Here is a 21,248-nt window from a genome sequence, read left to right on the forward strand (position 1 = left end):
ATCCGATCATGGATGATCTTTCTGAGGACCTGGAACTTCTCCCCGCCACCCGGCGTGCCCTCAGGCACCGGATCGCCGTGGCGCAGAGCGCGGGGCGGGCGCCGTCCGTGGTAGCGGCCGTGGTGCGGGGCGGTGAGGTGGTCTGGGAGGGCTCCCGGACCTCGGTCGAAGGGCACGGTCCCGACGGGAACGTCCAGTACCGGATCGGCTCGATCACCAAGACCTTCACGGCAGTTCTGGTGATGCGGCTGCGGGACGAGGGACTGCTGAGTCTCTCGGACCCGCTGGAGAAGCACCTGCCGGGGACGGGAGCCGGCGAGGTGACCGTCGCTCAGCTGCTGGCCCACACCGGCGGACTGGCGGCGGAGACCCCCGGCGAGTGGTGGGAGCGCACCCCCGGCGCACAGCGGCCCGAGCTCTCCGACGTCCTGGGTGACGAGCCGTTCGCCCACACCCCGGGACGCCGCCACCACTACTCCAACCCCGGCTACACCCTGCTGGGTTTGCTGGTGGAGGCGCTGCGCGGGCAGCCCTGGGAAGAGGTGCTGCGGGCCGAGGTCCTGGAGCCCCTCGGGCTGGACCGTACGAGCGGGCAGCCGCGGGCCCCGCACGCGGGCGGCTGGGCGGTGCACCCGTGGGCGGACCTGATGATGCCCGAGCCGCTGGAGGACCTGGGGCTGATGGCTCCGGCCGGACAGCTGTGGTCGACGACCACGGACCTGGCGCGGTTCGCCGCCTTCCTGCTGCGCGGTGACGAGCGGGTCCTGAGCGCGGAGTCCGTACGGGAGATGCGCACGCCGGCAGCGCCGCCGGAGCCCGGTTTCGCCGATCTCGGGTACGGGCTGGGCATGCAGCTGACGGCCGACGGCGACCGGAGGCTCGCGGGCCACAGCGGATCGCTGCCCGGCTTCGTCGCGGGCCTGTGGTTGAGCGAGGCGGACGACGTGGCGGCGGTGGTGTTGGCGAACTGCACCTCGGGCCTTCCGGCCGCGACGGTGGCGGCGGAACTCGTCGGGATCGTGGCGGACGCCGAGCCGCGGTTCCCGGAGCCGTGGCGGCCCTTCCTGGAGTCGGACCGGGTGCCGCTGGAGCTGTGCGGCCCCTGGTACTGGGGGACCTCGGCGCAAGCGGTGCGACTGACGGCGGACGGGCTGCTGGAGCTGGGCCCGCTGGGCGGGTCCGGGCGCACGGCCCGGTTCCGGGCCGAGCCGGACGGCACCTGGACCGGACTGAACGGCTACTACGCCGGTGAGACGCTGCGAGCGGTGCGCCGGGAGGACGGCTCGGTGAGCCACCTCGATCTGGCGTCCTTCGTCTTCACGCGCGAACCGTACGACGCCCAGGCGCCGGTGCCCGGCGGGGTGGACCCGCAGGGCTGGCGGGGCATCGGCTGACGGCCGGGAGCCGGGAGCCCCGGCTCAGGTTCCGTTCAGGCGACGAGTTCGCGTTCCAGCGGGGTGCGGAAGCGCGGGGTGATGCGGGCCTCGCCCACCCATGCGGCGAGGCGTGCGGCCTCGGCGGTGATCACCTCCTCGGCGGCGCGGCTGGGGCTGCCCAGCAGCCGCCAGACGACCTCGCCGTCGGAACGCTGGGCCCAGCCGCCGACGATCTCGCCGTTCCACCACACGGTGGGGCCGATGTTGCCGGCGTAGTCGAAGAGCGCGGGCTTGTGGGCGGGGTCGAGCTGGAAACCGCGGTCGGCCCAGCCCATGCCGGTGGGGTCGAGGCCGGGCAGCAGCGCGGCCCAGGGCTCCGGGGCCGGTTCGGGCGCGGTGTCGCCGGGGCCGACGAGAGCGGTACTGCCGTCGTCGAGGCGAACCTGGTCCGGGCCCACGGCCGCCAGTGCCTTGCGCACGTCCGTGAGCGTCCAGCCGGTCCACCACTTGAGGTCGGCCTCGGTGGCCGGGCCGTAGGCGTGGAGCCAGCGGCGGGCGATCTCCGCGCGGGCCTCGGCGGCGGGTACGGCGGGCCACGGCTCGGTGTGGACCCAGCGGTACTGGCTGGAGGTCCACGACCCGCGCGGGCGGCCGCGCCGGATCCGGCCGTCGGCGGCCAGCAGCCGGATGACACGGGTGGCGACACCGGTCTCCGTCTCGTACTTCTTGCCCCGGCCGATAGTGATCTTCTGGCGCAGCGCGGGCACGGCGGCCGACAACTGGCTTCCGGTGGACGGCCCGTGGACGTCGAGGGCGTCGAGCGCGGCGGCCTCCGCCTGGGCCAGCCACTGCGCGTCGAGTCCCTGACCGTCCTCGTCGAGGTGCTTGAGGAGGCTGCGGCGCTCCTTGACGGCGATGGCCCGCGCGGACGACGCGTCGACGTAGGGGGCGAGTTCCGCCGAGACCGCGAAGAGCGTGTTGCGCATGCTGAGCAGCCGCACGAGGCTGACGTCCTCGTAGAGAGCCTGCTCGACCAGACCGGGGCCGCCCTCGGCCAGCCGGGCACGGGCGGAGAGGAAGATCGTCGAGGCGTCGGTGGCGTGCAGGGCGACCACGGAGTCCGCCGCCTCCGCCACCGTGGCGGCCCGGGCCGAGGGAGCGAGGCGATGGCGTCGGCCGAGCCGGTGGCGGCGCTCGGCGGTGGTGACGAGGGGCAGGCTGGGGCTCATCCTCCCGATCGTAGGCCGGGCCGCAGACAGGGCGACCCGGCCCGCGGGCCGGCCGGCTCAGAGCTGCAGCTTGAACCCGACGTGGGAGGCGGTGAATCCGAGCCGCTCGTAGAAGCGGTGGGCGTCTGTCCGGGTCACGTCCGAGGTCAGTTGGACGAGCGAGCAGCCCTCGGCACGGGACTTCTCCACCGCCCACTCGATGAACCGGGTGCCCAGGCCGCCGCCGCGCTCGTCCGCATGGACACGGACGCCCTCGATGAGGGAGCGGGTGGCCCCCTTGCGGGAGAGCCCGGGGACGATCGTCAGCTGGAGGGTGCCCACGACGCGGTCCGCGCGGACGGCGACGACCAGGTGCTGGTTCGGGTCTCCGGCGAGGCGCCGCAGGGCCGCGCGGTACGGGGTGAGGTCCTCGGGGGACTCACGGGTGGCACCCAGCGGGTCATCGGCCAGCATGGCGACGATGGCGGGCAGATCGGCTTCGGTCGCGGGCCGGATGGCCAGGTCGGGGGTGTCGGTCATGAGGGGGTGTTTCCTCTCTCAGCCCGCTGCCACGGTGAGCGGAGCCCAGCGGCGGGTCCAGTCGCCGGGCAGGCCGGGGATGTCACGGGTCATGACGGCGTTGAAGGCCACCGAGCCCAGGCCGCGGTCCTTGAGCCAGGCGACGAGCTCCTGGTGCCGTACGTCGACATCGGTGCGCAGCGGCCGGTCCGTACCTGAGGCGAGGGCGGTGACCAGCGACTGGGCGGTGCCGGTGTCCTTGGCGATCAGAGGGCCGATGACATGGGTGTCCATGTTGGGCCAGGCGGCCGCGTAGCCGGCGAGGGTGCCGTCTCCGCTGTGGTCCTCGGCGACGATCAACTGGTCGGCGAAGGCGGGCAGTCTGGTGATCATGTGCGTGCGGTCGGTGCCGAAGACCTCGGCGTCCAGGCGCAGGATGCCCGGGAGGTCTCCGGCGGTGGCCGGCCGGACCAGGGGGGTGCCGTACGCGCCGGGGGTGCCCTCGGGCCGGAAGGTGCCCTTCAGCATCTCGGCGCGGCCCGTGGTCTGGAAACCGAGCTCCTCGTAGAGGGGGCGGCCGTACGGAGTGGCGTGCAGGGTGAGGGGGACACCCTTGAGCACGTCGTCGCAGACGTGGATCATCAGGCGGCGGCCGAGGCCCTGGCGGGCGTAGCGGTCGGCCACGAGGACCATGCCGATGGCGGCCAGTTCCGGGCCGGCGCCGGTGTCGCCGTACCGGGTGACGATGCACGCGGCGGCGAGTCCCCGGCCGTCCGGGGCATCGACGCCGTACCCCGTTCCGGCAGCGAGGAGCAGACCCCACTTGTGGTCCTCGCGGAGCCAGCCGCGATCTTCGGACAGGTCGGCGCAGCGGTGGAGATCGTCCACGGTCAGCGCCCGGATCGGCAGATCGGTGATGTGTGGTGGTGTCACCGGCTCAGACTGGATCATGGACCGGGAGCCGTCCAGAGGATTTGTGGGGAGATGTTTCACGTGAAACACGACCGCCTCCCCATGATGACCACAGAGCCCTGTTTCACGTGAAACACGCTGTTTCACGTGAAACCAAGCCACTAATCTCGATGGCTATGACCCGCCTGCACCTCTTCGACCTCGACGGCACGCTGATGTACGGCTCGTCCGCGCCGGTCGAGATCTCCCGCCAACTCGGTCTGAGTGCCGAGATCGCCGCGCTGGAACGGGCCTTCGGCGCGCGTGAGATCGGGCCGCACCAGTTCGCGGTGGCCGTCCACACGCTCTGGACCGCACTCACGCCCGCGCATGTCCGGGCGGCCTTCGACGGGTCCCCCTGGCTCGCGGGAATCCGGGACGTCTGGCGGGAGATCCGGGAGCGCGGGGACTACTGCGCGGTGATCTCCCTGTCGCCGTCCTTCTTCGTGGAGCTGCTGCTGGAGTGGGGCGCGCACACCGCGCACGGTTCGGTCTTCCCGGAGGTGCCGTTCACCCGGCCCGTGGAGGCCGCCGGGCTCCTCACGCCCGAGGCCAAGGTCACGGTGGCGGACCGGCTGTGCGAGCAGTTCGGCGTGAGCCGGGGCGACTGCGTCGCGTACGGGGACTCGGTGACCGACTCGGTGCTCTTCGACGTGGTGCCGGTGTCGGTGGCGGTCAACGCACGGCCCTATCTGGCGGAGCGCGCGACCCACGTCTACCAGGGCCGGGACCTGCGCGAGGCATACCAGCTCGTAGGGGTGGCACGCCCGGGAGTTCAGGCATCTTAGGAGGAAAGTGGGTTCGAAACGCGGATTTTCCGCATTTCCCCACCGGCCTCTGAACCGGCTGGCACGCTGTGGAACCCGGAACCACGGATTCACAGACCGTGGCGTGTGCAGACCGACCGAGATGCTCGAAGCGAGGCACCGCATGGACGCTCCGCCCACCAGATCGGCCAGACGCGAATCGGCCCGGATACCCGGCGAGGGCGGTGCGGCCGAGCCCTCACCGGATGCCGTGCTCATCCGTCGGACCCTCGCGGAGATCGCCCCCATCGCCGACAAGGTCACCTCGTACTTCTACGCGCTGGTCTTCTCCGGGCACCCCGAAGTGCGGGGCATGTTCCCCGCCGCCATGGACACGCAGCGCGACAGGCTGCTGAAGGCGCTGCTGACCGCCGCCGAGCACATCGACAATCCTGAGGTACTCGCCCCCTACCTGCGCCGACTGGGCACGGGGCACCGCAAGTACGGCACCATGGCCGGCCATTACCCGGTGGTCGGCGAGGCCCTGGTCGGGGCGCTGGCCCGGTACGCCGCCGACAGCTGGGGGCCGGAGACCGAGGCCGCGTGGGTGCGGGCGTACACCGCGATCTCCCAGATCATGATCGACGCGGCGGCCGAGGACGAGGTGAAGGCCCCCGCGTGGTGGCACGCGGAGGTGGTCTCCCACGATCTGCGCACCTCGGACATCGCGGTGCTGACGGTTCGTCCCGACCAGCCGTACGCCTTCCTGGCCGGCCAGTACGCGAGCCTGGAGACCCCGTGGTGGCCGCGGGTCTGGCGGCACTACTCCTTCGCCTCGGCGCCCCGCGCCGACGGGCTGCTGTCGTTCCACGTCAAGGCCGTCCCCGCGGGCTGGGTCTCCAACGCGCTGGTGCGCCACGCCCGCCCGGGGGACGTGCTGCGCCTCGGGCCGCCGGCCGGGTCGATGGTGGTGGACCACACCACGGACAACGGGATGCTGTGCCTGGGCGGCGGCACCGGCATCGCCCCGATCAAGGCGCTGATCGAGGACGTGGCCGAGCACGGCGAGCGCCGGCCGGTGGAGGTGTTCTTCGGGGCGCGCAGCGACAGCGATCTCTACGACAAGGACACGCTGCTCGGGCTGCAGCGCTCGCATCCGTGGCTGTCGGTGCGCCCGGTGGTGGGCGACGGGCTGGCCGGGCAACTGCCCCAGGCCGTGGGTGAACACGGGCCGTGGAGCTCGTACGACGCCTTCGTCTCCGGGCCCCCGGCGATGATCCGGAGCGGGGTGGACGAGCTCCTTAGGATCGGCATCCCCGGCGAGCGGATCCGCCACGACGCCGTCGAGGAACTGGTGGGCATCGCCGGCTGAGACCGGCGGGCAGCCGCCGGTCTCGGCCGGGCTCAGCCCAGGTCGGGAGCGTGCATGGCGCGTACGCCCTCGATGTTGCCGTCGAGGTAGTGCCGCAGGGACAGCGGGACGAGATGGACGGCGGCGATGCCCACACGGCTGAAGGGCACGCGGACGATCTCGTACTCGCCCTCGGGTTCGTCGATTTCCGGGCCGTGACGAAGGCTCGGGTCCATCGATTCGAGGCGGCAGACGAAGAAGTGCTGCACCTTCACGCCGGTCACCCCCCTGTCGGCGATGTGCTCGACGGTGTCGACGAAGCAGGGCACCACATCGGTGATCTTCGCGCCGAGTTCTTCGTGGACCTCGCGGTGGAGGGCGTCGGTGACGGTGGCGTCCGAGGACTCGACTCCCCCGCCGGGGGTGAGCCAGTACGGATCGACGCCGGGCTTGGTGCGCTTGATGAGGATCAGGTCGTCACCGTCGAGCAGGATCGCGCGGGCGGTGCGTTTGACCACGGGACGTTCGGTCATGGGAGAAGAGTGGCCCACCGCTCCCCTTCTGAAACGCGCCACGGGCCGGAAAAGAGGGGCTCACCAGTGCACGGCGGCGTCCACCAGCCGGTCGTGCGCCCGCGCGAGGTGGGCGAGGGCGAGGCTCCCGGTCCGCACGACCAGGAACCAGGTGCGCAGCGGCGGCACGGAGGGCTCGGCCAGGGCCACGATCCGGCCGCTGTCGAGGGCTTCCCGGCACAGGTAGCGGGGCAGGACGGCGAGTCCTGCGCCGGCCCCGACACACTCCAGTACGGCCCGCAGGTCGGGGGCGACCACGGTGGCGGCCAGGGACCGGGCATCGGGCGGGGTGTCGAAGACGGCGGCCCAGTAGCGGGTGACGAGCGGCAGGGTCTCGTGGACCTCCACGACGGGGATGCCGTCGAGAGCGGCGGGACCCTCCTCGCACAGCCGCCCCGTGCCGACGAGGGCGGCCCAGTAGGGCGCGGCGACAAGGACGTGCTCCTCGTCGCACAGGGCGGTGACGGTGAAGAGCCCGCCGCGCGGATGGGCGGTGGTGACGACGAGGTCGTGGTGACCGGCGGCGAGCCCGTCCAGGGTCGCTTCGGCGCCGGTCTCCAGGGTGGCGCGCAGGGTGTGGCCCTGGCCGACGAGGGGCGCCAGGGCGGGGAGCACGCGCAGGCCCAGGAACTCGGGTGGCCCGGCGACGTGGAGGGTGCGCGACGCACCGGCGGCCTCCCGCTCGGACTCGGTGATCCGCAGCAGGGCGTCGAGGTGCGGGGCGGCCTTGTGGGCCAGTTCGTCGCCCACGGCGGTGGGGGTGACACCACGGGCCCGGCGGTGGAAGAGGGGCCGCCCCAACTGCCGCTCCAGGGTGCGGATCTGCGAGGTCACGGCCGGCTGGGACAGCCCCAGGAGGGCGGCGGCGCGGGTGAACGAGCCGGCCCGGTGGACGGCGACGAAGGTGCGCAGCAGGGCCAGGTCCATCGCGGCACCTCTCGGTGGGGGCCTTCAACTATAAATATGCCGATAGGCCCCTGTCGTTACCGTGATTGGACTCTGACGCAGAGTCAATTAGCCTTGTCGCGTGGTTCTTCGCGCGCGGAACCCAGGGCGGTCCGAGCCACGAGGGGGGAGGCTCGGACCGTCCGTCCAGGGCCTGCTCAGCCGGCGCGGTCTGCGCGGTCGAGGGCCCGCAGCACGTCCGCGACCAGGTCCTCGGTGTCCTCGGCCCCGGCGGAGAAGCGGATGAACCCCTCCGGCACGGCGTCGCCGCCCCACCGTCCGCGCCGCTCGGCGGTGGACCGCACTCCACCGAAACTCGTGGCGTCCTCGACCAGGTGCAGAGCGGACATGAAGCGTTCCGCGTGGGCACGGTCGGACAGGGTGAACGAGACCACCGAGCCGAAGCCCCGCATCTGCCGGGCGGCCGTCTTGTGCGAGGGGTCCGTGGCCAGCCCCGGGTAGCGCAGCCCGGTGACGTCGGGGCGGCCGGCCAGCGCCTCGGCGACCGCCAGGGCGTTGGCCCACTGGCGCTGCGCGCGCAGCTGGATCGTGGCCAGGGAGCGGTGGGCGAGCCAGGCCTCCATCGGGCCCGCGATCGCACCGACGATCTTGCGCCAGCGCCGGACGCCCGCCGCGAGCTCCGGGTCGCGGCAGACCACGTACCCGAGCAGCAGGTCTCCGTGGCCGGTGAGGCCCTTGGTGCCGCTTGCCACGGAGAAGTCCGCCCCGAGTTCCAGGGGTCGCTGACCGAGGGGGGTGGCCAGGGTGTTGTCGACGGCGACGAGCGTCCCGCCGGCGTGCGCCGCGTCCACGAGGCGCCGTACGTCGCACACGTCGAGCCCGGGGTTGGACGGGGTCTCGATCCACAGCAGCCGGGCTCCGTCGAGGACCGCGAGCTGGGCGTCGTCGCCGGTCGGGGCGGTGCGCACGTGGATCCCGTACGCCTCCAGTTGCTCCCGCACCAGGGGCAGCGCCTGGTAGCCGTCGTCGGGCAGGACCACGGTGTCGCCGGTGCGAGCCTGGGAGAGGAGGACGGCGGAGACGGCCGCCATGCCGGAGGCGAAGACGATGGTGTCCACCTCCTCGCCGGGGGCTTCCAGTTCCCCGATCGCCCGCTCCAGCAGGGTCCAGGTGGGGTTGGTGTCGCGGCCGTAGGCGTACGGGCCCTCGACGTCGCCCGGCAGGTGGAAGTGGGCGGCGAAGACCGGTCCGGGCAGGGTCGGTTCGTTCTTCACGGGCTCCGGCAGTCCGGCGCGGACCGCGCGCGTGCCGTCGCCGATCGCCTCGGCGGTTCCTTCGGGGGCGTACTCGTTCACGCGGTGTGCTCCTTCACGGCCTCGCGTACGGCGTCCAGCAGACCGGGGCTCGCCGCCTCGACCAGCTCCAGGCACTCCTCGAACCCGTCGAGGGACCCGTAGTAGGGATCCGGTACGTCGGTCTCCGCGGCCGCGGCCGCCGGATCGTAGGACCGCAGCAGCCGGATCTTGGCGGCGTCCTGCGGGGTGGGTGCGAGCGCCCGCAGGTCCCGCAGGTGTCCGGCGTCGAGCGCGATGACGAGGTCCAGGCGGTCGAACCAGGAGGCGCGGAACTGCCGGGCCCGGTGGTCCTGCTCGTAGCCCGCGGCCTCCAGGACGGAGACGGTGCGCGGGTCGGCGCCGTCACCCTCGTGCCAGCCGCCGGTGCCGGCGCTGTCCACCTCGACCAGGCCGTCGAGGCCGGCCCGCGTCACGTGGGCGCGGAAGACGGACTCGGCCATGGGGGAGCGGCATATGTTCCCCGTGCAGACGAAGCACACGCGGTACATGGGCGTCATGGAAGTCCCGTTCAGTTCTTGTCGGGCAGGACCATGTTCACGGCCCAGGAGACGATGGAGATGATCAGACCGCCGAGGAGCGCGGTCCAGAACCCGTCCACGTGGAAGCTGAGGTCGAGCTTCGAGGCCAGCCACGAGGTCAGCAGCAGCATCAAGGCGTTCACGACGAGGGTGAACAGGCCCAGGGTGAGGACGAACAGCGGCAGCGAGAGCAGCTTCACCAACGGCTTGACGAGCAGGTTCACCAGGCCGAAGACCAGTGCGACCAGGATCAGGGTGAGCGTCCGGCGGCCCAGACTGCTGCCGTCGTCGAGGGTGATGCCGGCGAGCAGCCAGACGGCGACGGCCAGGGCCGCCGCGTTGGCGAGCGTCTTGACTACGAAATTCATCATGTGTCTGATCGTGGCAGAGATGATCCCGGTGGGACATCCGCAGATCAGCGGATGCGACGGCGCTACCGAACACAAGGGGCACAACCACGATGAAAGCGTTCCGGCTTGACGAGCTCGAAGCCGAGCGGGCCGCCAACGACGGCGCCTATCTGCAGTTCCTGCGCGAGCGGAACATGTCGGTCGGGCTGTACGCGCTCGATGCCGGGCAGGTCGATCCGCAGCAGCCGCACCGCCAGGACGAGGTGTACTTCGTCGTGAGCGGCCGCGCCTCGATCACCGTCGGGGAGGAGACGACCACCGTGGCGCGCGGCAGCGTCGTCTACGTCCCGGCGGGCGTCCCGCACAAGTTCCACCACATCACCGAGGACCTGAAGGTGATGGTGGTGTTCTCCCCGCCGGAGAGCTGAGCGCCCCGGAGGTCTGGGGGTCGCCGCTCCGGTTCCCCTAAGGGGAGGGTCAGGGGACTCCGGGGGCTCGCGGGCCCCGATCCGGGGCCGTGGACTCCTAGCATCGAGAGCAGGAAGTCACGGACGAGGAAGAGGTCGAGGACATGAACGGCATCCGAGAGACATTCGCAGGCATGCCCTGGTGGGTTAAGTGGGTCGCCGTTCCGCTGCTGGCGCTGTTCGTGTTCGGCGGTGTGATCACCACCGTCCTGAGCGTGCTGATCGGGTTCGTCTTCAAGCTGCTCCTCTTCATCGGCCTCGTCGCCGGCCTGGTGTTCGTCGTGAAGAAGGTCGGCGGCCGTACGAAGTCCTCCTCCGGCGACTGGTAGGAGGAGGGCGGAACCGGACGAGCCGGGTGGTTCCGGGATTAAGCCAGGTGAGGGAACGTGAAGTGCTAAACCGCTCACATCCCGGGAATCGGCGGATAGAGTGGCAATCTGCGCCGATCCCTGGGCACCGAAACCCGGTACTGCCGCTCTGACCTGCGGCGAAGCCAACGAGCCGCCGAGTACGACCCCCAGGGGCCACGGCATACGCGGGGGCGGCCCCCGCAGGGTGGGTCTCGCCGAAGGCCCGCCGCCACACCTGGGGGTGAGCTTTGTCTCCGGTTCACAATGCCGGTGTGCCGACACTGATCGGTTCGGTGCAGAGGGCGCTGAGACTCCTCGAAGCAGTGGGGTCCCATAGCGAGGGAGCGCCGGCGAAACAGCTCGCGCGCGAGGCCGGGCTCCCGCTTCCCACCGCGTACCACCTGCTGCGCACCCTCACGCACGAGGGCTATCTGCGCCGGGAGGGCGGGGTCTTCGTCCTGGGCGACGCCGCGGGTCGGCTCGCCGGTGGGGGACTCCAGCAGAAACGTCGCAGCATGATCCTCGACTCCCTCGCGCACTTCCGCGACGCGGTCGGGGCCCCCGTCTACTTCGCGGTCTACCGCGAGGGTGAGATCGAGGTCGTGGGCGTTTCCGACACCCAGGCCAGCCCGGCCTGCGAGGAGTGGGCCGACTTCCGTGCGACCGGCCATGCTCACGCCATCGGACAGTGCCTGCTCGGACAACTCGACGAGGAAATGCGCAAGGACCATTACGACCGTCATCCGGTCGAGCCGATCACCGCTTATACCGTGCGGGATCTCCGGTCCCTGGAGTACCGGATCGGGGCCCTCGGGCGAATGCAGCCAGTAACCGAACGCCAGGAATATGCGCTTGGCACAGTCTGTGCGGCCATCCCCATCACAGCGGGCGATACCGCCGCAACCATGGCGATTTCTCTACCCTTGCACCAGGAAGATCGATTGCTCTATGTAGTCGATCGGCTACGGAGTGAAGTAGGCGCGCTGTTGAGCACCCTCTCGTTCTCTATCAGTATCTGAAAACTCACTCCTTGTGATCTGCTAGCGCTTCCACCACTCTTGTCAAGAGGAGCCTGGGGGATCATTCCTGGCCACTTCCACTACAGCGGGGTAGGCAATGCGCGAGTCGGTACAGGCAGAGGTCATGATGAGTTTCCTCGTTTCCGAGGAGCTCTCGTTCAGGATTCCGGTGGAACTCCGGTACGACGCCCGTGATCCCTACGCGGTCCGGCTGACCTTCCACCTTCCCGGAGACGCGCCCGTGACCTGGGCGTTCGGCCGGGAGCTCCTCCTCGACGGCATCAACAAGCCGTGCGGTGACGGCGATGTGCACATCGCCCCCACCACTCCGGAAGACCTGTCCGACGTCCACATCCGGCTGCAGGTCGGCGGCGACAGGGCCCTGTTCCGCGCCAGCGCGGCGCCGCTCGTCGCGTTCCTCGACCGCACCGACCGGCTCGTACCGCTCGGACAGGAGCGGAACCTGGGCGACTTCGAGGAGAACCTCGACGAGGCGCTCGGCAAGATCCTGGCCGAGTCGAAGCAGAACGAGCAGAACGCCGGCTGACCCACCACCCTCAGCGCTTGCGCCGCCGGCCCCGGCCGCCGCGGACCGGCGGCGAGGCCGGCGTGACGTTCGGGGATCCCGGCCGGTCGGCGGAAACCACCAGCGAGGCCAGCGCCGTCGTCACCGGGACCGAGGCCACCAGTCCGATCGAGCCCACGAGGGTCCGTACGATCTCCACCGCGACCAGCTCGCTGTTCGCCACCGAGCCCATGCTGCTGTTCGCGATGGAGAACAGCAGGAGCAGCGGCAGTGCGGCACCCGCGTAGGCCAGCACCAGGGTGTTGACCACCGACGCGATGTGGTCGCGGCCGATCCTGATCGCCGCCCGGTACAGGCCGCGCGGCCCCATCGAGGGGTCCGCCGCGTGCAGTTCCCAGACCGCCGAGGTCTGGGTGACCGTCACGTCGTCGAGTACGCCCAGCGATCCGATGATGATGCTCGCGAGCAGCAGACCGCTCAGGTCGATGTCCGGGTAGAGCCCGTGGATCAGCCCGGTGTTGTCGTCCGTGTTGCCGGTGAGGGACGCCCAGTCGATGAACACCGAGCCCAGCAGACCGATCAGCAGCAGCGAGACGAGGGTGCCGAGGACGGCGACCGAGGTGCGGGCGGTCAGGCCGTGGCACATGTAGAGCGCGATCAGCATGATGGCGCTCGCCCCGACCACCGCGACCACGAGCGGGTTCGAACCCTGCAGGATGGCCGGGAGGATGAAGAGGGTCAGCACGCCGAAGCTGACGATCAGCGCGATCAGGGCGAACAGCCCGCGCATCCGCCCGACGAGGACGACCGCGACCGCGAAGATGCCGGCCAGTACCGCCAGGGGGATCTTGCGGTTCACGTCGATCACGGAGTACTGGAGGTCGCGGGGGGCGTCCGGCGCGTACGCCACGACCACCTCCTGGCCGTCCGTCAACTGCCGTGGCGCCCCCGGCTGGACGATCTCCACGAAGGTGCGGCCCTTGTCCGGGCCGGTGCCGACCTCGACGGTGGCCTTCGCGCACTCCCCGGTCTGCGCCGCCTGGGCCTCGCGGCCCTCGGGCGTGGTGGGGTCGGCGGTCGGCGGTACCTGCGCGGCGTTCACGGACTTGCAGTCGACGTGTTCGAGGGAGACGACCTTGCCCTGCTGCGTCTGCCGGTCGAAGCCCACCCCCGTGCGCTCGTGGCCGGGGGCGCCGCCCGGCCAGAGCACCACCATGCCGATGAGGACGGCGGTGGCGAAGGGGATCAGTACGGCCGCGATGACCTTGCGCAGGTGCTTCGAGACGGGGGCCGCCGGGCCGTGCCCGTGGCTGTGACCGTGACCGTGCGAATGACCGCCGGAGGGGCCGGCGGACGGCCCGGACGAGTGCTCTGCGGAGTGCCCGGGGCCGTGGTGCTCGTGGCCGTTGTGGCCATGGGGCTGTGTGGGCTCGGTGGGGGGCTGCGGCGAGGGCGTCACCAGCAGATCATCGCAAGAGATGAGGGGGCCCACTGTTCAGCACGCCATGGATGACGCTAGCGTGGGGGCACCTTTGCACAACGCGGGAGCTCGGAGCACCGGGCTGAGAGGACGCTGATCACCGTACGCGCATCACGGATGCGTACGGGAGGAGGCTGCGTCGACCGCCGAACCTGTTACCGGGTAATGCCGGCGTAGGGAGATAGGTCTCATGACCATTCAGGACGCACGCACGCCTGCCGTCAGCCAGGACGCCGACGGCCAGACCGAGCGCCAGCCCGGCTGGCACAAGGGCTACGTCGCGGGCTCCCGCCCCGACATCCGGGTGCCGGTCCGCCAGGTCCACCTCACCAACGGCAAGGACGTGACGCTCTACGACACGTCCGGTCCGTACACCGACCCGCAGATCGAGACCGACGTCCGCCGGGGCCTCGCCCCGCTGCGGGAGAACTGGATCATCGGCCGCGGCGACACCGAGGAGTACGCGGGCCGTCCCGTGCGCCCCGAGGACGACGGCATCAAGCACACCTCGCCGCGCGGTGGCCTCAAGAACCTCGACGCGGTCTTCCCGGGCCGCCCGCGCCAGCCCCGCCGGGGCCGTGGCGGCGCCGCCGTCACGCAGCTCGCGTACGCCCGCCGGGGCGAGATCACCCCGGAGATGGAGTACGTCGCGATCCGCGAGAACGTCTCCCCCGAGGTCGTCCGCGAGGAGATCGCCGCAGGTCGCGCGGTGCTTCCCGCGAACGTGAACCACCCCGAGATCGAGCCGATGATCATCGGCAAGCGGTTCCTGGTGAAGGTCAACGCCAACATCGGCAACTCCGCGGTCACCTCCTCCATCGAGGAGGAGGTCGACAAGATGACCTGGGCGACCAAGTGGGGCGCCGACACGGTCATGGACCTCTCGACGGGCCGCAACATCCACACCACCCGCGAGTGGGTGCTGCGCAACTCCCCCGTCCCGATCGGCACGGTGCCGCTCTACCAGGCGCTGGAGAAGGTCGACGGCCGCGCCGAGGACCTGACCTGGGAGATCTACAAGGACACGGTCATCGAGCAGGCCGAGCAGGGCGTCGACTACATGACGGTCCACGCCGGCGTGCTGCTGCCCTACGTGCCGCTGACCGCCCGCCGCAAGACCGGCATCGTCTCGCGCGGCGGCTCGATCATGGCCGCGTGGTGCCTCGCGCACCACAAGGAGAACTTCCTCTACACGAACTTCGAGGAGCTCTGCGAGATCCTCGCGACGTACGACGTCACGTACTCGCTGGGCGACGGCCTGCGCCCCGGCTCCATCGCGGACGCCAACGACGCGGCCCAGTTCGCCGAGCTGAAGACGCTGGGCGAGCTCAACACGATCGCCAAGCGGCACAACGTCCAGACGATGATCGAAGGCCCGGGCCACGTCCCGATGCACAAGATCAAGGAGAACATCGACCTCCAGCAGGAGATCTGCGAGGAGGCGCCGTTCTACACGCTCGGCCCGCTGACCACGGACGTCGCACCCGCGTACGACCACATCACCTCGGGCATCGGCGCCGCGATGATCGCCTGGTGGGGCACCGCGATGCTCTGCTACGTCACGCCCAAGGAGCACCTGGGCCTGCCGAACCGCGACGACGTGAAGACCGGCGTCATCACCTACAAGATCGCGGCGCACGCCGCCGACCTGGCCAAGGGGCACCCCGGTGCCCAGGAGTGGGACGACGCGCTGTCGGACGCGCGGTTCGAATTCCGCTGGGAGGACCAGTTCAACCTGGCCCTCGACCCGGTCACGGCCCGCGAGTTCCACGACGAGACCCTCCCCGCCGAGCCGGCCAAGACCGCGCACTTCTGCTCCATGTGCGGTCCGAAGTTCTGCTCGATGAAGATCTCGCAGGACATCCGCCGCGAGCACGGCGGTGACCTGAAGGCCGACGAGATCCAGGCGGGCATGGCGGAGAAGTCCGCCGAGTTCGCGGCCTCGGGCAACCGCGTCTACCTGCCGCTGGCGGACTGACGCGACGCACGAGCGGAGGGCGCCGCTCCATGGCCTGTCGGGCCGGGGCGGCGCCTGCCGCGTGAGGCGACCACGAGGTACGGGTCCACCGTGGCTCGTGGCGCACGGCGGGTCCGCGGGGCGCCACGAGCCCCGGCGGTTACTCCGGCCGCTGCTCCGGGCCGCCGAAGTCCGGGCTGGTGAAGTCCGGGGGCGTGTAGCCGGGGCGGGGCCCCTCCGAGGGGGATCCGGGACTGGTGAAGTCGGGCCGGGAGTAACCCAGGTTGGGGATGCGCCCGGCCGCCGGCGTTCTGGGGGTCGGGAAGCCCGGCCCCGCGCTCGGATCGGCCAGCGCGTCCCGCAGGAACGGCATGATCCCCCGCTCCAGCAGGGCGTGCCGCCAGGCCTCGCGGGCCCGCGCCACCTCGTCGGGTACGGCCTCGGTCTCGTCCGCCACCACTTCGGTCGAGCTGTTGCGGACGGCCGTCACCAGCAGCCCGATCACCGCGAACAGCAGCGCCGCCACGGTGAGCGCGCCGAACAGCCAGCCCGCCGTCAGCATCGTCTCGGCGAAGGCGGGTTCGGGCTCGATCAGCTTCAGGCTGTAGCCCACGAGCAGGAATATCAGCATGGCCGTGCCCGCCAGGACGGGCGCGAGGACCGCGACCACGGCGCTGACGCCCGCGCCGCCGCCCATGCCCTGTCCGCCGTCCTCGTCCCCCGCGGCGCCGGGTGTGGACAGCACCTCGTCGCGTCGTTCCTCGCGGACCTTCACGTAGTGGCCGTACTCGGCGGCGGCCGCCGCCGCCAGCAGTGCGCTGGCCCCCTGGGCCATGGTGCGCAGCTGTTCGGCGTTCAGCCGTTCGCCGAGGGTGGCGAGCTCGGGCCGTTCGTTCGCGGTGCGCAGCGCCTCGTCGAGGAGCCGGTCGAATTCTGGTCGGTCTTCGGTCAGCAGGTGCGGAGCGCTGGTCATGTGCATCCCCCGATGCTCCGTGGAAGCCGGTATCCCCGCGTAGAACGGGGCACCGGCACAAACGGAGGAGAGCCTGCTACGGATAGAGCGATGGTAGAGCGCCCGCACCACGCCGTGACAGGGGCTTTCCGGAAATACCCCTATGCGTAAGCTCTCAGTCGCTCAGAGGGAGTTGTACGACAAGCAGCTTGCCCGCCATCGTCACCCCGCCGTCCATCGCGATGGCGAGCCCTTCCGCGTACACGTGCGGGCCGTCCACGGCCTCCGGGCCGCGCGTCTCGTCCCCGTCCTCGGTGCCCACCTCGCCGAGCAGGTACGGGATGGGGCTGTGCCCGTGCACGACGCGGCTTCCGCCGTAGGTGCCGAGCAGTTCGCGAACGGCCTGCGGGCCGGTCCCCTCGTCACGGAAGGCGAACCGCTTGGTGAACTTGCGGAAGAGGTCCCAAGTGATGTCGGCGTCGCCCCGGTTGAGGAGCTCGTGGATGGTGTCGTTGACGTCCTCGATGGAGTCGCCGTAGTCGAGGTAGGCCGTGGTGTCGGAGTGGAGCAGCAGGTGGCCCTCCTCCAGGACGGCCGCGTCCAGCCGCGACATCCACTGCAGGTGTACGTCCTGCAGGCGATCCATGTCGGAGCGCTGGCCGCCGTTGAGGAGCCAGGCGGCCTGGAAGGTGGCGGTGCCGGCGCCGGAGACGACGGGGGTGTCGCCGAACCGCTTGGCGCCGATGAGCAGCAGCTCGTGGTTGCCCATCAGGGCCTTGCAGTAGCCCCCGGCGGCGGCGGCCTCGGCGGACAGCCGCATCACGAGGTCGATGACGCCGATGCCGTCGGGGCCGCGGTCGGTGAAGTCGCCGAGGAACCAGAGCCGGGCGTTGCCGGCGGACCAGCGGCGTTCCGCGTCGATGAGGCCCTGGGCGTGGAGTTCGGTGACGAGCTCGTCGAGGTAGCCGTGGACGTCGCCGACGACGTAGAGCGGGCCAGGGCCGTCGGCTGCGGCCTCCTGCGGGACGTACTGGACCTGGACGGTGTCGCCGGGACCGCCGAGGGCGCCGCGGCCGATGATCGGCAGGTCGCGGTGGGTCGGGGTGTAGCCCTCGAAGTCGTCGTCCTCGGGGGTGTGGCTCGTCGCGTGCACGGGATGCGAGGCCGGCGGCGCGGTCGGCGGTGCTGCGGTCGGCGCGGTCGGCGCCGGCGCGTAGCCGGGCTGCGGCGGCACGGCCGGCACGCTCGGCGTGCCGTCGTCGTAGTACGCCGGGTACTCGCCGTAGACGGGAGCCTCGCCGGGATTCCCGGCGTAGGCGGCGGGTTCGGTGGCTGGAACCCGGAAGTCCCGCAGCGTGTCCGTCCGCATCGCGGGTCCCTGACCGGCCCCCTGAGTCATCGACCCCTCCACCACCGTCGCGCTGCCGTACACCTGCGGACCCTCCTGACCTCCGGGGAGGAGGGTCCGTGATGTCGTGCGCCCATCATAGGAATGCGGCTCGCGCTCTGTGACGCACCAGGGGTGGTGAATCCTTTGCGGAGCCGATCGTTCCTACCGTTTTCTACCGATATCGGTGTTGCTGAAATGCTCGGCCGGGTCCTCGACAGGCCGACCGGACGGTCTGGCGGTCAGTCCTTGGCCGGGGAACGGGGCGGACTGACGGTCGTACGCGGCTGCCTGCGCTGCGACGAGGTACGGATGATGAGCTCGGTCGGGACGACCTGTTCGACGGGTCGCCCGGTGTCCACTCCCTCGATCGCGTCGATGAGCAGCTGCACGACGGCGGTGCCGATGCGGCGCGGTTTGAGGGAGAGCGTGGTGATGGGCGGTTCGGTGTTGGCGTAGACGGTGGACTCGCTGCAGCAGACGAGCAGCAGGTCCTCGGGGACGCGCAGGCCGTAGCGCCGGGCGGCGGCGAGCAGGTCGGTGCCGTTGGGGTCGAAGAGCCCGTAGACGGCGTCGGGCCGGTCGGGTCGGGCGAGGAGCCGGTCGGCGGCGACGGCGCCCGCGCACGGGTCGTGGGCGGGGTAGGACTCGTAGACGGGGTCCTGGCCGACGCGCTCGCACCAGTTGAGGTAGGCGGTGGTGGAGAGCCGGGTGTAGGTGTCGGTGGTGGTGCCGGTCAGCAGCCCGATCCGGCGGGCGCCGGCGGCGGCGAGGTGGTCGAGCAGGCCGAGTACGGCGGCTTCGTGGTCGTTGTCGACCCAGGCGGTGACGGGGAGGGAGCCTGCGGGGCGGCCGTCGGAGACCACGGGCAGGCCCTGGCGGACCAGTTCGGTGACGACGGGATCGTGGTCGGAGGGGTCGATGACGACGGTGCCGTCGAGGGCGACGTTGGACCACACGTCGTGGCGGGAGGTGGCGGGGAGGATGACGAGGGCGTAGCCGCGGGCGAGCGCGGCCGAGGTGGCGGCCCTGGCCATCTCGGCGAAGTAGGCGAATTCGGTGAAGGTGAAAGGTTCATCCCCGTACGTCGTCACGGTCAGGCCGATGAGGCCCGACTTGCCGGTACGGAGGGTGCGGGCGGCGGCCGACGGGCGGTAGCCCAGTCGGTCGGCCACCTCGCGAACGTGGCGGCGGGTGGCGTCCGGCAGCCGCCCCTTGCCATTGAGCGCGTCGGAGACGGTCGTGATGGAGACGCCCGCCGCGGCGGCCACGTCCCTGATGCCGGCCCGGCCCTGTCGGCCGGCGGCCCGCCGGGTGGTCTCGGTCCGGCTCACCTGATGCTTCCCTGCTGCTGTCATGGCGAGCCGATAGTAGGGCTCGGTGGGGTGGGTGGTCCGGGTGCATATGCACGCGTTGACAGGCACGATTCCGCATGGTTCGCCACCCCCAATGACCTTGGAAATGAAGGTATTTGATCGCTAAGAGTGAGGGTGGAGCTTGTCGGCGGGTCCGGGCATGCCAAAACGGTGTGGTCTCGGGACGGTCTCAACTCACCTGCACGAGGGACGCGCGCCACGGCGCAGGCCACCGGCGCGCGCATATATGCGCGCGCTCCCCCGCATTCCAGGCGCCCCCATTCTCGGAACGGCGGAATCCTCATAAGGTGAGCAGTATTGAGTCGACGGCGACGTCGGACGGGACGGTCGAGGAGGACCTGCGGTGAGCGAGAAGAGCCCGAAGCTGCGCGCCGAGCTGGACGGCATTCCGACGTACAAGCCCGGGAAGCCGGCTGCCGCGGGAGGGCCCGTCGCGTACAAGCTGTCGTCGAACGAGAACCCGTACCCGCCGCTTCCGGGGGTGCTGGAGACCGCGGTCTCGGCGGCCGGCAGCTTCAACCGGTACCCCGACATGGCCTGCACCGGCCTCGTGAACGAGCTCGCCGAGCGCTTCGGGGTTCCGGTCGAGCACATCGCCACGGGCACCGGCTCGGTCGGCGTGGCCCAGTCGCTGATCCAGGCGGCGGCCGGCCCGGGCGACGAGGTGATCTATGCCTGGCGCTCCTTCGAGGCGTACCCGATCCTCACGCAGATCTCGGGCGCGACCTCGGTGCAGGTCCCGCTGACCGACGGGGACGTGCACGACCTGGAGGCCATGGCGGCGGCGATCACCGACCGGACCCGGCTGATCTTCGTCTGCAACCCGAACAACCCCACCGGCACCGCGGTGCGCCGCGCCGAGCTGGAGCGCTTCCTGGACCGGGTGCCCTCGGACGTCCTGGTGGTCCTGGACGAGGCGTACCGCGAGTTCGTGCGCGACACGGACGTCCCGGACGGCGTCGAGCTCTACCGCGACCGCCCGAACGTGGCCGTGCTGCGTACGTTCTCCAAGGCGTACGGGCTGGCCGGCCTGCGGGTCGGCTTCGCCATCGCGCACGAGCCGGTGGCCGCGGCGCTGCGCAAGACGGCCATGCCGTTCGGCGTCAGCCAGCTGGCGCAGGATGCGGCGGTGGCCTCGCTGCGCGCCGAGGACGAGCTGATGGGCCGCGTCGGGGCGCTGGTGGGCGAGCGTGCGAGGGTGCACGAGACGCTGCTCGCCCAGGGCTGGTCCGTGCCGGACACCCAGGCGAACTTCGTGTGGATGCGGCTGGGGGAGCGGACCGCCGAGTTCGCGGCGGCCTGCGAGAAGGCCGGTGTGGTGGTCCGGCCCTTCGCGGGCGAGGGCCTGCGGGTCACGATCGGTGAGACCGAGGCGAACGACCTCTTCCTGCACACGGCGGAGGCGTTCTTCAAGGAGCTGTAGGCGGCCGTGGTTGTCCTGGCGGCCGGACCCGGCAGGGGCCGGTCAGGCCAGTTCCACGCGGATGGGATCGCCGTCGCGGACGGTGGAGAGCAGGCGGGGGTCGCCGTCGAACGAGCCGAGCACGTTGCACGGGCTCGCCAGGCGGCTCTCGCCTCCGCGTGAGATGGGCGTGGGGCCGTAGGGCAGGGCGAGCGCGTCGCCCTCGGTCCAGAACGCGACCGTGCCCGGCTCGACGACCTGCCGGGCGTCGTGTTCCAGGGCCACGGAGACGCCGGTGTCGAAGTAGACCTCCTCGCCCCAGGTGTTGGCGGAGGCGGAGATCGGAAGGGCCCCGGCCAGCGCCTTGCTGGTCGGGGTCTCGTCAAGGGTCGCGGTGAGCTGGCCCGCAGGCCAGGAGATCCGTATCTGCATGAGCCGCATTCAACAATCTGTTGAATGGATTGGCTAGAGGGGTACCCC

The 21,248-nt window shown here is 71.0% G+C and carries 22 protein-coding genes and 1 riboswitch; of the genes, 9 read left to right on the forward strand and 13 right to left on the reverse strand.

Annotation, left to right across the window (positions count from 1 at the left end):
* Window positions 1-8: 8 nt before the first annotated feature.
* Window positions 9-1,394 carry a serine hydrolase domain-containing protein gene (locus AB0D29_RS21800; RefSeq protein ID WP_362856376.1) on the forward strand — a complete coding sequence of 462 codons (1,386 nt, stop codon included), beginning with the start codon at window positions 9-11 and terminating at the stop codon, window positions 1,392-1,394.
* Between the two features lie 35 nt (window positions 1,395-1,429).
* On the opposite strand, the gene AB0D29_RS21805 is transcribed toward AB0D29_RS21800, so the two are convergent.
* Genes AB0D29_RS21805 through AB0D29_RS21815 form a run of 3 tightly spaced genes read right to left on the reverse strand, consistent with a single transcriptional unit; the run spans window position 1,430 to window position 4,036 of the window.
* On the reverse strand, window positions 1,430-2,605 hold the full coding sequence (locus AB0D29_RS21805; protein WP_362856378.1) for a winged helix DNA-binding domain-containing protein: 1,176 nt from the start codon (window positions 2,603-2,605) through the stop codon (window positions 1,430-1,432).
* A gap of 57 nt (window positions 2,606-2,662) precedes the next feature.
* Window positions 2,663-3,124: a GNAT family N-acetyltransferase gene (locus AB0D29_RS21810; RefSeq protein ID WP_362856380.1), complete on the reverse strand. Its 462-nt coding sequence runs from the start codon at window positions 3,122-3,124 to the stop codon at window positions 2,663-2,665.
* Window positions 3,125-3,142: 18 nt separating this feature from the next.
* Entirely contained in the window at window positions 3,143-4,036 is an 894-nt protein-coding gene (locus tag AB0D29_RS21815) for a GNAT family N-acetyltransferase (RefSeq protein WP_362856382.1), read from the reverse strand.
* A gap of 155 nt (window positions 4,037-4,191) precedes the next feature.
* Here AB0D29_RS21815 and AB0D29_RS21820 point away from each other — a divergent pair, with 155 nt between their 5' ends.
* Entirely contained in the window at window positions 4,192-4,842 is a 651-nt protein-coding gene (locus tag AB0D29_RS21820) for an HAD-IB family phosphatase (RefSeq protein WP_362856582.1), read from the forward strand.
* Between the two features lie 142 nt (window positions 4,843-4,984).
* Window positions 4,985-6,172, forward strand: a complete 1,188-nt coding sequence (locus tag AB0D29_RS21825) for a globin domain-containing protein (protein WP_362856384.1) — start codon at window positions 4,985-4,987, stop codon at window positions 6,170-6,172.
* 32 nt (window positions 6,173-6,204) lie between these two features.
* Here the strand turns inward: AB0D29_RS21825 and AB0D29_RS21830 are convergent, their stop codons facing one another.
* The 5 genes from AB0D29_RS21830 to AB0D29_RS21850 all read right to left on the reverse strand — a co-directional run bounded on the left by AB0D29_RS21830 (window position 6,205) and on the right by AB0D29_RS21850 (window position 9,873).
* Window positions 6,205-6,684, reverse strand: coding sequence for an NUDIX hydrolase (locus AB0D29_RS21830; protein ID WP_362856386.1), 480 nt, complete (start codon window positions 6,682-6,684; stop codon window positions 6,205-6,207).
* A 60-nt stretch (window positions 6,685-6,744) separates the two neighbouring features.
* Entirely contained in the window at window positions 6,745-7,650 is a 906-nt protein-coding gene (locus tag AB0D29_RS21835; protein ID WP_362856388.1) for a LysR family transcriptional regulator, read from the reverse strand.
* Window positions 7,651-7,826: 176 nt separating this feature from the next.
* A complete protein-coding gene (locus tag AB0D29_RS21840; protein WP_362856390.1) occupies window positions 7,827-8,984 on the reverse strand; it encodes a cystathionine gamma-lyase in 1,158 nt (385 codons plus the stop codon).
* On the reverse strand, window positions 8,981-9,481 hold the full coding sequence (locus AB0D29_RS21845; protein WP_362856392.1) for a low molecular weight protein-tyrosine-phosphatase: 501 nt from the start codon (window positions 9,479-9,481) through the stop codon (window positions 8,981-8,983). The genes AB0D29_RS21840 and AB0D29_RS21845 overlap by 4 nt, the downstream gene beginning before the upstream one ends.
* 11 nt (window positions 9,482-9,492) lie before the next feature.
* Window positions 9,493-9,873, reverse strand: coding sequence for a phage holin family protein (locus tag AB0D29_RS21850; protein ID WP_362856394.1), 381 nt, complete (start codon window positions 9,871-9,873; stop codon window positions 9,493-9,495).
* An 89-nt stretch (window positions 9,874-9,962) separates the two neighbouring features.
* Between AB0D29_RS21850 and AB0D29_RS21855 the strand changes: the two genes are divergently transcribed.
* From AB0D29_RS21855 to AB0D29_RS21870, 4 genes are all read left to right on the forward strand, one after another.
* Window positions 9,963-10,280 (forward strand): cupin domain-containing protein, encoded by a 318-nt coding sequence (locus tag AB0D29_RS21855; protein ID WP_319721218.1) that lies wholly within the window; start codon window positions 9,963-9,965, stop codon window positions 10,278-10,280.
* A gap of 143 nt (window positions 10,281-10,423) precedes the next feature.
* Entirely contained in the window at window positions 10,424-10,648 is a 225-nt protein-coding gene (locus AB0D29_RS21860; protein WP_362856396.1) for a DUF5326 family protein, read from the forward strand.
* Between the two features lie 293 nt (window positions 10,649-10,941).
* Window positions 10,942-11,688, forward strand: coding sequence for a helix-turn-helix domain-containing protein (locus tag AB0D29_RS21865; protein ID WP_362856398.1), 747 nt, complete (start codon window positions 10,942-10,944; stop codon window positions 11,686-11,688).
* Window positions 11,689-11,785: 97 nt separating this feature from the next.
* Window positions 11,786-12,235 carry an SsgA family sporulation/cell division regulator gene (locus AB0D29_RS21870; protein WP_351290094.1) on the forward strand — a complete coding sequence of 150 codons (450 nt, stop codon included), beginning with the start codon at window positions 11,786-11,788 and terminating at the stop codon, window positions 12,233-12,235.
* A gap of 10 nt (window positions 12,236-12,245) precedes the next feature.
* On the opposite strand, the gene AB0D29_RS21875 is transcribed toward AB0D29_RS21870, so the two are convergent.
* Window positions 12,246-13,706 carry a YibE/F family protein gene (locus AB0D29_RS21875; protein WP_362856400.1) on the reverse strand — a complete coding sequence of 487 codons (1,461 nt, stop codon included), beginning with the start codon at window positions 13,704-13,706 and terminating at the stop codon, window positions 12,246-12,248.
* 39 nt (window positions 13,707-13,745) lie between these two features.
* Window positions 13,746-13,891, forward strand: a riboswitch (TPP riboswitch).
* Between AB0D29_RS21875 and thiC the strand changes: the two genes are divergently transcribed.
* Complete coding sequence (thiC, locus tag AB0D29_RS21880) at window positions 13,885-15,672, forward strand: phosphomethylpyrimidine synthase ThiC (RefSeq protein ID WP_351591864.1); 1,788 nt, start codon at window positions 13,885-13,887, stop codon at window positions 15,670-15,672. (Overlaps the previous riboswitch by 7 nt.)
* A gap of 139 nt (window positions 15,673-15,811) precedes the next feature.
* Here thiC and AB0D29_RS21885 read toward each other — a convergent pair whose 3' ends face one another.
* The 3 genes from AB0D29_RS21885 to AB0D29_RS21895 all read right to left on the reverse strand — a co-directional run bounded on the left by AB0D29_RS21885 (window position 15,812) and on the right by AB0D29_RS21895 (window position 19,348).
* Window positions 15,812-16,630 (reverse strand): hypothetical protein, encoded by an 819-nt coding sequence (locus AB0D29_RS21885; protein WP_362856402.1) that lies wholly within the window; start codon window positions 16,628-16,630, stop codon window positions 15,812-15,814.
* A gap of 148 nt (window positions 16,631-16,778) precedes the next feature.
* Window positions 16,779-18,017 (reverse strand): metallophosphoesterase, encoded by a 1,239-nt coding sequence (locus AB0D29_RS21890; RefSeq protein ID WP_362856583.1) that lies wholly within the window; start codon window positions 18,015-18,017, stop codon window positions 16,779-16,781.
* Between the two features lie 215 nt (window positions 18,018-18,232).
* Complete coding sequence (locus AB0D29_RS21895; RefSeq protein WP_327414982.1) at window positions 18,233-19,348, reverse strand: LacI family DNA-binding transcriptional regulator; 1,116 nt, start codon at window positions 19,346-19,348, stop codon at window positions 18,233-18,235.
* 361 nt (window positions 19,349-19,709) lie between these two features.
* Between AB0D29_RS21895 and hisC the strand changes: the two genes are divergently transcribed.
* Complete coding sequence (gene hisC / locus AB0D29_RS21900) at window positions 19,710-20,789, forward strand: histidinol-phosphate transaminase (protein ID WP_030707773.1); 1,080 nt, start codon at window positions 19,710-19,712, stop codon at window positions 20,787-20,789.
* 42 nt (window positions 20,790-20,831) lie between these two features.
* On the opposite strand, the gene AB0D29_RS21905 is transcribed toward hisC, so the two are convergent.
* The gene (locus AB0D29_RS21905) at window positions 20,832-21,200 is read right to left on the reverse strand and encodes a cyclophilin-like fold protein (protein ID WP_351290081.1); all 369 of its coding nucleotides are present in this window, start codon (window positions 21,198-21,200) and stop codon (window positions 20,832-20,834) included.
* Between the last annotated feature and the right edge of the window lie 48 nt (window positions 21,201-21,248).

Source organism: Streptomyces sp. NPDC048424 (assembly GCF_040651555.1).
GTDB lineage: Bacteria > Actinomycetota > Actinomycetes > Streptomycetales > Streptomycetaceae > Streptomyces.